12 protein-coding genes are annotated in these 14004 nt (G+C 46.4%); 9 read left to right on the top strand and 3 right to left on the bottom strand.

Features of this window, described 5'->3' with window-relative positions; translation table 11 throughout:
- Positions 1-30: 30 nt before the first annotated feature.
- The 3 genes from AC0YN4_RS31730 to AC0YN4_RS31720 form a co-directional block, all read right to left on the bottom strand.
- Complete coding sequence (locus tag AC0YN4_RS31730) at positions 31-933, bottom strand: carbohydrate ABC transporter permease (RefSeq protein WP_475837646.1); 903 nt, start codon at positions 931-933, stop codon at positions 31-33.
- Between the two features lie 25 nt (positions 934-958).
- The gene (locus AC0YN4_RS31725; protein WP_475837645.1) at positions 959-1876 is read right to left on the bottom strand and encodes an ABC transporter permease; all 918 of its coding nucleotides are present in this window, start codon (positions 1874-1876) and stop codon (positions 959-961) included.
- A 220-nt stretch (positions 1877-2096) separates the two neighbouring features.
- Positions 2097-5270, bottom strand: coding sequence for a carbohydrate-binding protein (locus tag AC0YN4_RS31720; RefSeq protein WP_475837644.1), 3174 nt, complete (start codon positions 5268-5270; stop codon positions 2097-2099).
- 349 nt (positions 5271-5619) lie between these two features.
- Here AC0YN4_RS31720 and AC0YN4_RS31715 point away from each other — a divergent pair, with 349 nt between their 5' ends.
- From AC0YN4_RS31715 to msrA, 9 genes are all read left to right on the top strand, one after another.
- On the top strand, positions 5620-7239 hold the full coding sequence (locus AC0YN4_RS31715) for a glycoside hydrolase family 140 protein (protein ID WP_475837643.1): 1620 nt from the start codon (positions 5620-5622) through the stop codon (positions 7237-7239).
- Positions 7240-7674: 435 nt separating this feature from the next.
- The gene (locus AC0YN4_RS31710; RefSeq protein WP_475837642.1) at positions 7675-8766 is read left to right on the top strand and encodes a hypothetical protein; all 1092 of its coding nucleotides are present in this window, start codon (positions 7675-7677) and stop codon (positions 8764-8766) included.
- A gap of 109 nt (positions 8767-8875) precedes the next feature.
- Positions 8876-9082, top strand: coding sequence for a hypothetical protein (locus AC0YN4_RS31705; protein ID WP_475837641.1), 207 nt, complete (start codon positions 8876-8878; stop codon positions 9080-9082).
- 84 nt (positions 9083-9166) lie between these two features.
- Positions 9167-9799 carry a hypothetical protein gene (locus tag AC0YN4_RS31700; RefSeq protein ID WP_475837640.1) on the top strand — a complete coding sequence of 211 codons (633 nt, stop codon included), beginning with the start codon at positions 9167-9169 and terminating at the stop codon, positions 9797-9799.
- A 98-nt stretch (positions 9800-9897) separates the two neighbouring features.
- Positions 9898-10245, top strand: coding sequence for a hypothetical protein (locus tag AC0YN4_RS31695; RefSeq protein WP_475837639.1), 348 nt, complete (start codon positions 9898-9900; stop codon positions 10243-10245).
- A gap of 196 nt (positions 10246-10441) precedes the next feature.
- Positions 10442-11143, top strand: coding sequence for a nucleotidyltransferase domain-containing protein (locus AC0YN4_RS31690; RefSeq protein WP_475837638.1), 702 nt, complete (start codon positions 10442-10444; stop codon positions 11141-11143).
- A gap of 119 nt (positions 11144-11262) precedes the next feature.
- Positions 11263-12198: a hypothetical protein gene (locus AC0YN4_RS31685; protein WP_475837637.1), complete on the top strand. Its 936-nt coding sequence runs from the start codon at positions 11263-11265 to the stop codon at positions 12196-12198.
- A gap of 131 nt (positions 12199-12329) precedes the next feature.
- Positions 12330-12839 carry a DinB family protein gene (locus tag AC0YN4_RS31680; RefSeq protein ID WP_475837636.1) on the top strand — a complete coding sequence of 170 codons (510 nt, stop codon included), beginning with the start codon at positions 12330-12332 and terminating at the stop codon, positions 12837-12839.
- Positions 12840-13192: 353 nt separating this feature from the next.
- Positions 13193-13720: a peptide-methionine (S)-S-oxide reductase MsrA gene (gene msrA, locus AC0YN4_RS31675; RefSeq protein WP_475837635.1), complete on the top strand. Its 528-nt coding sequence runs from the start codon at positions 13193-13195 to the stop codon at positions 13718-13720.
- The last annotated feature ends 284 nt before the right edge of the window (positions 13721-14004 follow it).

The raw sequence follows: 14004 nt of genomic DNA, 5'->3' as shown, positions 1-14004 counted from the left end.
GCTCCCCTTATTATGAGTATAACGCTATGATCAAGCCTTTACGGCTCCAACCATCATACCTTTGACAAAATATTTCTGGAAAAACGGATAAACGAAGAGAAGAGGCAGCGTGACGACAATAAGCGTGCTCATCTTCAATACTTCCGGTGTCGGCAGTTCCGACGATACGTTGGTCGGCATTTTGCCGGTAGAAGCCATGAGTTGGATCATTTCATTACTTTGGCTAGACAATACCGTCATGTAAAGCACGTATTGCAGCACATACAGGCTTCGTTTGGTTACATAGAGAAGGTTCGCTCCGAAATCGAGCCAGGCGCCAACGATAGCGAAGAACAGCATGGCTGCCAAGATCGGTTTAGATAAAGGAACGATGATGCTGATTAGCGTCCTGAGCTTTCCGGCGCCGTCGATCATGGCGGATTCCTGAATCTCGGGCGGGATTTGTTCGATGAAACTTCTCATGATGATCATATTAAAGAAGACGAAAGCGCCGGGAAGAACGTAAACCAGGAAGTTATTAATCAGGCCAAGCTTTGCCATGATGACATAATTCGAGACGACGCTTCCGCCTATGAACATCGGCATCATGTAATAGAATAGAATTGCTTTACGGCCGGGAAGGCTGCGATGAGACAGGGAGAACGCCACCAAGAAGGTGACCCCTACAGAAATCAATGATCCGATAATTGCCCTGGCAATCGTAACTCCGAAGGCGTCCAAAATGTATGGGTTTCGAATCACGTATTGGTAGTTGTCGAGTGTAAACTCTCTTGGCCAGAGCCAGATCGGTCCTAGTGCGGCGTTTTTTCCTTCGTTCAAAGAAAGAACGAAGATGTACCAGAAGGGGTACAACGTAATTGCACATAAGACGAAAATGATCAAGAGGTTTGCGGTGTCGAACCAGTTTTTGTCACGTGCGGCTAATCCGTTCAAGTTATTCACCTCTTTCGTTGCTCCGTCAGATTATCGAAGTATCGTTGACTTTCTTACTCGTATAGTTGGCTGCCATCAGCAGCAAGAAACTGATCACACCAGAGAATAATCCGACCGCTGTCGCCAGAGAGAATTGCTGCTCCCGTACCCCCTTATAGAAGGTGAAGGTATTAATGATGTTCGTGTCTTCTTGGATGACGATATTCTGGAAATTGAAGATTTGATCAAAGTTGCCGCCGACCATGCCGCCCAAGGCGAAGATTAGCAGGATGAGCGTCGTTGGAATCATAGATGGCAACGTAATACGAAGCAACTGTTGCCAGCGTCCGGCTCCATCAACTTTCGCAGCTTCGTAGAGATGGGGGTCGATCATCGTCATTGCTGCCAAGTAGAGAATGCTGCCCCAACCGATTTCCTTCCAGGTTTGAGAGAGAATGAGCAGCGGCAGGAATAGGTTTGAATCTTGCATGAACACTGTGCGTTCTCCGCCGAACAGAGCCACCTTAATGTTGTTTACAAATCCGGATGGATCGACGCTGAGGAATATATAGAAGAGTCCTGCGACGGTAACCCAAGATACGAAATGCGGAACGTAGGTGATGGATTGAGCGACTTTCTTGAACTTGGTGCTTCGAATCTCGTTCATGAGCAGTGCCAGTATAAGTGGAGCTGGGAAGCAGAAGATCAGGCTTATGACGTTATAGTAGATCGTACGCCAGAGCAATTGGTGGAACCAGGACTCGGTGATGAACCCGAAATGCTTAAAGCCGACCCAGGGGCTGTCCAAACCCATCCAGCCGTCGAACAGACTGTAATCCATGAAAGCGATGATGTTGCTGAACATAGGCAAGTATTGAAAAATGAACGTTAACACTAATCCGGGTACTAACAGCACATATAGAATCGTGTAATCCGAACGCAATCTGCGTTTGTGCGACGTCATCAACACATCCGTCCTTTCCGTTGTTTCCGTTGCGTTCTCGACACTGAGAACGCATACAGTTCGTTTGTCTATGCCTATCTTAACATCGTGGTTCAGACCGATATACCACACGATTCGCGGAAAAGTAACGGAATATGGAGGATGTCGAATCCGGGTTTCTGCATGAAAAAAAGAGCAGGGAACCGAGTTAACGGTTCCTTGCTCTTCATTCTTAGATCGTTTAATTTGTTAGGGAAATAAAGTCCACGTTTACGACGCCGGTATCGCCGCTGTCGAATTTCAGAGCGATTGTATTGCTTCCTGCGTTCAAATTAAGTGTTTCGATCTTATCGCCCCATGTGTCCCAGTTTGCTAGATTGGATAGACTGGTCTGTCTGATCTTCGTCCCGTTAACGTAAATACTCAGCGTTCTAGCCGATGTTTGGCCATTCGCGTATCGGAGCGTCACGTCTTTGCTGCCGGCACTTGCGGCATTGACTGTGAATGTGACAGCATCGCCCGCCGCCCAGAAATTAGCGGCGAATCCGGAGCCGGAATAGCCCGTATGGTTAGTGGCTGTCGCGACGCTGCCCGAGTAGGAGGCGCTCTCCGCTTCGAACTTCGTCGTTGTCGGCGTGGAGGCCGGCAGCGACAAATAATCCAAATTAATGATACCGTTATCGCCGCTGTCGAACTTCAGCGCGATCGTATTGCTGCCCGCGTTCAAGTTAAGGGTTTCGACCTTGTCGCCCCAGGTATCCCAGTTTGAGAGGTTCGGGAAACTCGATTGACGGATCTTCGTCCCGTTCAGATAAATACTGAGCGTTCTAGCTGCCGTCTGGCCATTCGCATATCGGAACGTCACGTCTTTATTACCAGCACTCGCGGCGTTGACCGTAAAGGTAACACTGTCGCCCGTAGCCCAATAGTTGGCGACGAAGCTGGAGCCGGAGTAGCCTGTGTGATTGGTAGCCGTCGCAATATTGCCCGAGAGGGATGCGCTTTCGGCTTCGTATTTCGTTTGAGTTGGCGGCGGTGAAGTGGTACCGCTGAATTCAAACCAGTCCAAGTTACCATTACCGGTACCGGAGCCGGCAGGGAATACGATGAAGACATCATGCGTGCCGCTGGCCCCGGTCAAGCTGGCCGTGCCCGTTGTGAACGTGGCCCAGCTGCCGGTATAGTTCGTTGTGAGCGTGCCGACAAGTGTTCCCGTCGTGCTGTCCAAGCGAATCTCGGCGCTGCCGCTGCCGGTATTTCCGCGGGAGTACCTGGCGGTGAATGTCGTGTAACCGCTGCCCAGATTGACGCCGTTATAGCGAACATAGTCCCCGGCGTCGGTGCTTTCCACGGTTGTTCCGGGATTCGTGATGCCGCTCATCGCGTTATAGGATTCAGCCTCGATATGGAGCGGGCTTCCTCCGCCACCTGAGCCTGATGGAGCAACGTATCCCGTCACCCAATCCGTCCCCCCGTATTCGTAAGCCCCGATATCCGGTGCGCTGCCGACGTAACTGCCCGTAACGCCAGAGACGATCGCTCCGGTATCCTTAGCCGGAGAACTGCTCTGCAGACGGAAGGCGAGACTGTCCGATCCGCTTCCCGAGAACAAGGGATCCGTTGTCCTGTAGAGCGAGTTTGTGCCGGAGGGGGTATATTCGATATAGGTATAGTGGAAAACGTTCTGGAAAATATTGTTCTTCATGACGTCAAACGTCGTCGGCGAAGCTGAATTCTCGTTCTTGTACGACGTGTAGCCTCCCAGGGTAGCGAACGTATTATTGTAGACTTCGTGAGAAAAGGTTCGTTCGGCGGTGTGCTGCACGTAGAGATCCCCGACGCCGGGCCCGCTATTCGCGAAATAAACAACGTTATGGTCGATTCGCGACGGACCGGAATTCTGGTCGAAGTAGATGCCTGTCTGTAAACCGTAGCCGTTCGTTGGCGCTTTCAAGTCGTGAATCCAGTTATGATGGATGTGCAAGCCGGTCGTATCGGCATTCCTTGCGGAATAAATAGCGCCTAAATCGATATTGTTCATGCCGAAATCGTACAGATTGTTGTACGCGATCGTGACGTTCTTGCTGTTTAGCAGATCAACACTCGATCGTCCGGTCCGGTAAATCGTATTGTTCGTAATCGTTTGTCCGTCGGTCCCGTTGACTGGCGCAATGCCTGCCGTGTAAGAGCCTTCGTAATCGATATCGTGAATCAGATTGTTATGCGCGGTAGAATTTGGTCCGAGGTAGACGCCATGGCCTGAACTGAACGAAATTTCACTGTCCTCGATCCTGCTGTTTGCACCTAGCAAGCGAATGCCTGTCGAGCCTACTGTCGTATCGCTTTGACCCGTGTGGGTGTAGATCACGTCGGAATCCGTCAACGTGACACTGTGATTGATATACTTCGCATTCAATTCGTCCAGCGATATGTTCGTGCTGGATGTATTGGTATTAATCGTTGCCGCGAACAGCTTGAGCTTACGGATTGTAATATAGGATTTGCCGCTCAGCTCGAAAGCATAATTGCGTTTCTTTACTTCGACATTCGTCGGACTCCCGCCGCTGGGGGCCCATAGATAAAGCTGGGAGCCATCATAGAAAAACTCTTTGGCTGAGTCGAGCGCCCCGAGCTTGCCGGTCAAGTAATAATACTTACGGAAGTCTGCCCCGATGAGATCTCCGGATAACGTGAGCGTTGAGCCGGAATGGGCGGTAATATTACGGGTTTGAGAAATGAACCAGCCGTTCACCCAAATCGTGCCGCCCGCCCAGCCGCCAGTGATGCTTGGAATGCCTGAATCGTTTAACGTCTGCGAACCCGTAGTCGACCAAGTGCCGATCGTGGCACTTCGATAGTCGTTGCGGTTCAGCAAGTCGTTCGAATCCGGAAGGTTCGGCCAACGGGCTTCGATCATCATTTGACCATTCACGAATACCTGGTTCGCCATGAGCGTCGAATTGTTCGTCATGTTGGCGTTGTAGCCATTCGTCATCGTGATCGTTTTCTTATAGATGCTGCCGCTATGAGCTGTCCAGCCACCATCGGCTGTATCCGTACCGCTAACCGTTACGACGGCATCACCGTCCGGCTCGTACACGATCGGATTGCCGGAAGTTCCAGAGTTCGTAGGGGTTATCGTTTCTCGGTAAGTGCCGCTGCGGATTCTAACCGTGTCTCCGGCTGTTGCCATGGTTGAGGCTTTCTGGATCGTTGCGAATGGTTGAGAGGAGCTGCCGGGATTACTGTCGGAAGCGCCGGTGCCTCCGACGTAATAAACCGCACCAGCAGCTGACGCCGTGTGCATGGGTGAGATCGGACCGAACGCCGCAGATAAAGTTCCGAACAGAAGCGCGAACGCTAGTAACCAAAGCGATCTCCTGTCTGGTCTTGCTGTGGATAACATCATACTCATTCATATCCCTCCTTATAGTTGGAAAGCGACCTGCTTTAGGGCTGGCTACTCCACCTGCCTTTCGAAATGTATGCGCATTCATTTCGTGCTTCCTAAATCCTAGCACTCTGATCTTGATGACCAATACCCTACAATTTTCGGAAATTTAACGGTATCTGATGATTAGCTAGGGGATTTTTGCATGCAATCCTAGTTTTTTCTTGCGTATCCACTTTTGTGGAAATAAATCTATGGATTGCGGTAAATTTCCTCAGTTTATTTACTATTTTCATTGAAGTGCCTGAATTACAATGATGACAAGATTATTAGTAGTTGGCTGGATTTTTAACAATCGGGAGGGTGATGGTGTATGGATCTAATAATAGAGACGAAATTGTGGGAATATGTAGAGCTTACCTTCATGGCAGAAGGGAGCTATCAAAATCCGTTTTTGGATGTAGTGCTATATGCTCGATTTGAAAGCTCTGATCGGCAGGAACTTATCATTCCTGGTTATTGGGATGGGAATAACCAATGGAAGATTCGATTCGCGCCGACTGCAATCGGTGAGTGGCGGTACACTACCGTTTGTTCGATGCAAACAGACAGCGGGCTGCATGGGCAGCAAGGCACCGTGATAGCCGGCGTATGGCACGAGGGGGAGCTGCTTGCGAATCCGAACCGACGAGGTTTCATCCGTGTGCATGATGCAGGTCGTTCGTTCGAATATGCGGATGGCACACCTTTCTATTGGATGGGCGATACTTTATGGTCTGCACATACGCTGCGCTGCGATGTGGAAGTCACACTGCCTACCTACTTAGATGACCGCAAGAGAAAAGGGTTTAATGTCATTCAGATGGTCGTTGGGCATCCAACCGGGGATAAGTATGGTGAAGATACGCCGAGCTATGTGAGATACGATCCTGAATACTTCCTGAACGAGGGCGGAGCCCCGTATTTGGAGCGGTACTCCCGCATTAATCCTTCCTATTTCCGTTACTTGGATCAGCGAATCCAACTGATTTTGGAGGAGGGCTTTGTACCTTGCCTGATGGCTATGTGGGGACAGGAACTGCAGGGGATAAAGAGAGATGACGCCAAGCGCTATCTTCGCTACATCATCGCACGGTATGCTGCCTGCAATGTGATATGGTCACCGGCTGGTGAATATTTGTTCACGGACGACGTCGAAGGGTGGCGTGTGCTAGGGCAGGAAATTCACTGCTATGATCCGTACGATCATCCGACCTCCGTTCATTCCATCGCGCCGCACAGCGGAAGCCGCCATTACCATGCAGAGGAATGGTATGACTTCAACTTAATCCAAGTCGGGCATGTACTCGGGTTCAAAAATTTTATGGCAGAGCTGCCTTATATTGATTATCACATGGAGCCGCCAAAGCCGACGATCATGAGTGAATCGTGGTACGAGAACCATCCGAATTGCGTGTTGGAGGATGGTAGGATTCACGAGAAGTCGATCCGATTCGCGACTTATGTGCCTCTACTTCAAGGTTGTATTGGACAAACATATGGCGCACATGGCATCTGGTCGCTCTATAATGGCGAGCAGCAGGAGAAGTGGACAGACTTTTTCCGACCGGATCTGTGGACGCATGACTTGCATTTACCCGGCTCAGGCCAGATGAAGCATGTTCGAACACTCATGGAATCGGTGAATTGGCAGCAGTTGGAACCGCATCCGGAATGGGCGAGCACGACGATAGATAGCAATGTGTATTGCGCGGCTATTCTGCAGTCCCAGTATGTCATCTACTGCACTGGTGGTCAGGTAGCTACACCGATTATGGTTATGATTCTCGGGGATAAGCAAGACGGCTCGAAATTTGAAGGAAAGTGGATGAACCCAAGGAATGGCGAATGGAGCCCGGCTGCGGGCGAGTACCATGGATATGGCAGTGGTATGATGTGGCGGGCTTATACACCAGATCAAGAGGATTGGATATTGCGGCTGGAGCGGGTTTAGATCGGGAGGAAGTTTAAATCACAATCATCAAGTAACGGCAGAAATGATTATAATCTTAGACAAAACAAATGCGGATTAGTCAATGACTGATCCGCATTGCAAGCTTTGGCAATAGGTTTAGATGTTTCAAAAGGTAGCAGTGTCATACAAGCTTATTTGGAGCAGCGAAACCTTCGTTGCACTAACGGGACACTTTAGCTCAATGCAACAGATGGCAGCCGGCCAGATAACCAGCTGCCATTTTGCGTTGAAGCAACGGGCAGTATGAGAACACAGCGTCGAATAAGAAAAACATGCCTGTTTTCTGTGAAGGATACGAACGCTAGACTTCGACGGATGGCTTACTGTTGAACGGGCAGGATACCGCAACAGCAGGAAAAAGGAATATAAATCCAGAATAACCAAGTAACTGGTTTTATGCTGCCATTGATTATTATGAAAACTGAGGTGATTATTGTAGAAGAGTCACTTTCACGAATGAAGCATAAACACGGAAGGATAATTGAAGGAAGGCGACATTTCTGGGACGTAGAAAAACTGTGGGAGTTATTGAGCACAATGAAAATTGTTCCTGGTAAGTTTGAGTTCGGAATCGAAAAAGAATATGCAATCGTTTATAAAGAACGTGACTTCATTAGTTACTTATTAGCATCACAACCGATAATAGATAAAATAATGTCTAAGTCGGATATTCCTGAACATCTAGTGAAGAAAGTGGACGATTTGTTTCGCAAAGGCTGGGAGATACACCCCGAGTATACCAATGCTTTAATAGAAGTCACGTCTCCTCCTTACACATTGGATCGTTTTGATGAAGTTATAGATGGTTTTCAAACCTTTGAGGAAGTTGTATGTAAATTGTTATCAGACTTCAAACAAATAAATACAAATCTAAGCGGAGAAGTAGTAATAACAGATAAATTTAGTTGTTCGACAGATACATTCATAAACCTTAAAAAAGAAAAAATCACTGATATTAAACAAATTATACTTACGGATGACGTGGTTACTTTTGTAGGAAGTGAAAAACTAATTCCCGATTCCTTTAAGAAAATTAAGGATCTGAATTTACTTTATGCGGGGTTTATTTCTACTCATGTTACGCTACATCCTAAGTATTGTTCAGGATGGGACATAAAACATGAGGCGGAATATTTTTGGAGCTTATTAAATCTTTTATTTATGTCTGAATATGATATTAGTGACAGCACCTTTTACTATAAAGGTAAAGATGAAATACGATGTGCAACAACACCCCGAAGCGAACTAATTTCATGGGCGGATAAGGCATGTACCTTCTATGAAAAAAATATTCACCAAATAATGAAAGGCGATCCTCAAGAAAGACTTAATGCATATCAAGGTTTTTTGAATGAGCAATATAAAGGAAACCGAACTTATTTAGCAAAAGTAAAACATGTTGAAGGATGGCCATTGTTTGAAATTAGAAGGTTTCATAGTGGAATATCAATGAACTCAATTAAAGGATTTTTGTTAAGTGCAAGCAGGAGCTCCTTTTTAAGCTAACGGGAAACTATAGCTCAATACACACCAATGATGAAGCTGCCGGCACGAATCGGTGGCTTCATTACGTTAACGGGCAGGATAATTCCATAAGCTAACGAATAACCTCTAAATGAGCCGCTATAATGGAGGTGGTAGTTCTGTAATGGACAATAATGAACTGTTAACTTATTTACGAAACCGATTATCATTTTTGAAAAAGAAAAAACTCATTTTTTTAATTGCGCCTATTCGTCATCAAAATCAGGGTAAAATAGAAGAGCTTGAGGATATTATTAATCGAATCGAAACTACCAATTTCGAACCGAATAATGATTGAATCTATGTCTAGTGTTAAACAAACGGGAACTATTAGTATGATAATTTACTGCCTACAGAACACACTGTAAAGGTGGCTAACCGTATGGAACAGTATATAGACGAGGATTGGAACGGCAGCTATTTTGAATTAGCCATTCAATTTAGAAATAAGTTAACTGATAAGGTACTGACAGACTGTATTCACGCATTATGGTCATTTAATTATCTGATTGGTCCTTGCTTAGAGAAAGAGAATGTTGGAAAAGGATCTACCGATTTTGGCTCAGTTTCAGATGAGATTTTCTCGAATTATCTGTATGGTATTTTGAAAGTGTCTGACTCTACGATGCTCGGTTGCTTGTCATTAACTGTCCGAGAGGAAGACGGTTCTGATTGGCTGGATTTTTGTATTCCCTCAGGAATGTTAGAAAAGAATTATTCTGTTTCTTATCCACTTATCCCCGAGAAAAATTCATATCTGCAAGAGCTCGAAACGGTGTTTTCTGAGATCGCGAAAAAAGTGTATTCAATATATCCATTTGATATGGCGTTGGTCGGAGAAGAGGTCTCTGGCATGCTCTATGTTGATTCGCTTACTAAAGATGACATCTTAAAAGGAGGAGTTATCGTACCAGAAAAAACCGCGAGTAAGATGGGAGTTATAAATTCAGGGCTTCGAATAAATTCAGACGACTTGCTTCTTTTCCCTAATAGAACAAACTGTTTCGGGGCATAAGTCATGACATTGAACTAACGGGCACGTTAGTTCAGAACAAGGCAAGGATTGTTTTTAGCCAAATGTTTCTACACAGCATCGTACTGTAGGAGGCGATTATGGTTAAGCCAAAAGAGTTATTGGAAACTTACGACTTACACGATAGCATTGTAGAGCAAATTGAATACTTGCTCGATGAGAAAAAGGTTCAAGTAAAGCTGGGATTATGTCAGTGGAGACAAAAACATCATGATACTTCCGAGCCCGAAATACAGGAAGGAATAATGACATTTAGTGTTGTAGAATCACTTCAAATTGAACCACCATCGTTTTTGATTAACAGTAATGAAATTCTTGAGGTAAAATTAAATGCTGAAAATGGGAGTATCGAGTTTATACTTATGGGTTCTGATGATGTGGGAAAGGTCAGGATTCTATCACAAGATATTTCTTGGGAAGGGCGCTGAAAGCTCAGCATTAAACTTGGCTGAGGAGATTAAGCTAACTGGAAACGATAGCTCAATACACACCTATGACGATGCTGCCGGCACGATTGGTGGCTTCATTACGTTAATGGGCAGATTTGCGTAAGAGCAGGTATTGCCTTTGAATGATCGAAGACATAAGGAAACGATGGCGTAATTAAATTAGGTGGTGCTAGTAGTGATTAGTGAGAATGCAGCCTGGGAAATAGCGAGGGAGTTTGCATTTGAAGCCTCTAATATATTAAATGACCAGCTAAAAGCCGTTGTTGTCATTGGTTCATTAGCGGGTGGGAATTATAGACCAGGGAAAAGTGATATTGACACGGTAGTAATTGTAGAAGCCGATTGTTCGGAAGTGCAGAAAATGCTCATCAAAAGAACAGCTGCATTGTTTGGCAATAAGTATGGCATTCCCAAAGAGTTTGGAGCGGTATTTATTGAGGAGCAAGAGCTTCTGCCTCCATATGATCCTACCAGGGAGTTAGTTCCTGAAATACTACGCCTTAAAGGTGATTTCGACCTAAAGGGTATTCCTGAACCGAGTGATGAGGACTTTAAGTCATATGCTCGTAGTTTTTATCCGTGGTTAAGAACCAATTTTATTGATTTACGTCCTGAAGAAGCAAGAACAATTGATGCGACTATCAACACCCTATTATATGAGCTTAGATTATTTATTTGGGAAGTTCATAAAGAATATTTGTTCGGCAAACAGGATGTCCTTAGAAAATTCCTTGAAACATATACAAATCTCTATGCGCTTGAAAACGTGCAAAAGTATATTAATGGAAATGAATACAATCTGACGATAGAAGTTGTAGAAAAGGTTTTAGTGGATTTATCAATGTACGTTCGATCAAAGATATCATGGTTACGTTAACTGGGAAATAACTATGATGAAGCTACCGGCACGATAGGTGGCTTCATTACGTTAACGGGCAGGTTTATATTTCAACAGCCCGAATATAAGGACGATACTAGCGTAAAGGGGAAATAAACATGTTCGAGTCTTGTGGCTGCAATATTACCTCAGACCAAATGAATTTGTGGATGGACACGTTTTTTCCAAAGCAAGAACCTTTCTATATTGATGGCAATAGTGATCTCCTGGACCAACTCAACTCATTGGGCTTTCAGGTTTATACTAGGGCACAGTTCGCTGAGGTAGCAGATCGTTTTGTCGGTGAGTACGGTGCCAATTATCGCCACTGGGGAGTTCCGGCAACAGCGTCCATTGTATATCTTGAAGTGGATACCTTGAGAGACCGATCGCTTCAGGTCAAACTCTTTGAACATCAAGCCAATCTAGGACGCGGGCAAATATTCACGTTCGATTGGGTGAGGGATATAAGTGCCGACTGTCTTGAGAGTTTAAAGAAAAGTCATAAAGCAAGTGATGATTGCATCATTCTTACATATAGTGCCTGGACGTTACTGTCCACTGATATAAAAGTGAAATGGCTTTTGAAGTGGCTCAACGAAAGGGTAGAACGGATAGATGGACTGGAAGTGAAATGCGATAACATCCCCAAGCATAGTGAACAGGTCATAAAGAAGCATATATCAACGTTCCCGTTAGCAAGCGGTGCGAATTGCTTTTCTGCAGCTGCAGGAGCATATCTTGGGTCGAGTGATTTAATTGAGAAGTGGCTCAATATTGAACAGTTCTTTGACTTCTTGATGAAAGAAGGCTTAACCAAAGCTGAAGAAATATCTCAGTTGTCGCACTGCGGACGTCTTAGACCCCATGATGTTCTCGTTTGGGAAGATTCAAAAGGGGCCGCTATTCACGCTGCATACGCTGTAACGGATCGATTTGTGTTTAACAAAATGGGACAGTTTTGGTTCCAGCCGTGGCAATATGTCAGCATTGAACAAGTTCTTGACTACGCCGGATGCCTTACTAATGGGGGACAAATCCATATATACCGTTAAGCTATCGGGAAACGATACTTGAACGTCTGCCAAAACACTTCAAACTAATGCATTAATCTAGGCATGGCAACAATATGCTTCTAAAGTTATGAAGAGCTATAATTTCTATCTCCATAGAGAGGTGACTACACATGAACCAAAGACCGTCAGAAGAAGAATACGCTGGGGACTCCGGCGAGTATATCCGGTTGGTGCCGGAAGGCAACATCATCGACATTCTGCTTGCCCAGGAAAAGCAAATGACCGAGCTGCTAACATCTTTGTCCGAAAGCCAGGGCGCGTATCGGTATGCGGAAGGGAAATGGACGCTGAAGGAAGTCGTGGGCCACATCGCGGACGGGGAACGCGTCATGACCTACCGCCTGCTCCGGTTCGCAAGAGGAGACCAGACGCCACTGCCCGGATTCGACCAGGAATTATTCATGCCTCCTTTCGAAAGCTGGACAATCGCGCAATCGGCCGAAGACTATCGGGCGGTAAGGCAATCGACGATCACGCTGTTGCGCGGGTTACCGGCGGAGGCGTGGTCCCGTAAGGGCACTGCCAACGGCGTAAGCATTACGGCGCGCGCCCTCGCGTACGGCATCGCAGGACACGAACTTCATCACATGGGGGTCATCCGAAATCGTTACTTGAGATAATCGTCCGGAAGACCGGGGCGGAAGCTTGCGCGGACAACGCGGCTTCCGTTCTTTCAATGACCCGCCCTTCCCGCCCGGTTTGGACAGTTCTCAACTGACATACATCGTTAGACTAACGGGTACGATAGCACAAACATGAAGGCTGCCGGACATGATCGCACCATTATGCAAACAAACTTCATGACTCCCTGATCTGGTAAGTCCGGACGCAGCAATTGTACGGCTTGGTTGAACAATAAAACAATAGGTTTGAGTCACGCATACCGCGGGTATAATGGTTGATGATTTCACGATGCCGATCGTTTATCGCGACGACATAGAGAGCGAGAGCTTCGGCAAATATCTTGATCTGGTTGAGGAGGTTTAACATGCATCAGCGTGCTGTACTCGCTGGGGGATGCTTCTGGGGAATGCAAGACTTGATCCGCAAGCTTCCGGGCGTCGTCTCGACTCGCGTCGGCTATACTGGCGGTGACACTCCGAACGCGACCTATCGCAACCATGGCACTCATGCGGAGGGGATCGAAATCGTCTTCGATACAGCGGAGACGAGTTACCGTCGCATCTTGGAGTATTTTTTTCAAATCCACGATCCTACAACGCGGAACCGTCAGGGCAACGATATCGGCACAAGCTACCGTTCTGCGATCTACTATGCGAGCGACGAGGAGAGAAAGGTGGCGGAAGAGACGATCGCCGACGTGAACGCGTCGGATCTGTGGCCGGGCAAGGTCGTCACCGAAGTGACGCCTGTTGGCGATTTCTGGGAAGCAGAGCCGGAGCACCAGGACTATCTGGAGCGCTATCCGAGCGGTTACACCTGCCACTTCCCTCGCCATAACTGGGTCCTTCCCAGGCGAGAGGCCGATGGCAATTCCTAGTCACAACTGTTGTCGGACAACAAGAACATATACAACGAAAGCCGCGTGGTTGCGGCTTTTTTTCTTTTTAACGATATATGTTCTTGTCAAAAGTCAGTGACAAGAACATAAAGGATTATAAAGAAATTAGCACTACATTGAATTACTGCCGGGATAATCAACAGCCTGCTCAACTAAACCAGCTAATATCTTGTCAACATTTTTCATTAGAAGCTTGAAAAAATACTGCTATACTAGAATCTAAGCATTACAAATAACCCTCCGAATTTATATTGGAAGGTTTT

The sequence above is a fragment of the Paenibacillus sp. J22R3 genome (assembly GCF_056269305.1).
The sequence above is the reverse complement of the archived record's forward strand: the minus strand, read 5'-3'. Positions and strand labels throughout refer to the sequence as shown.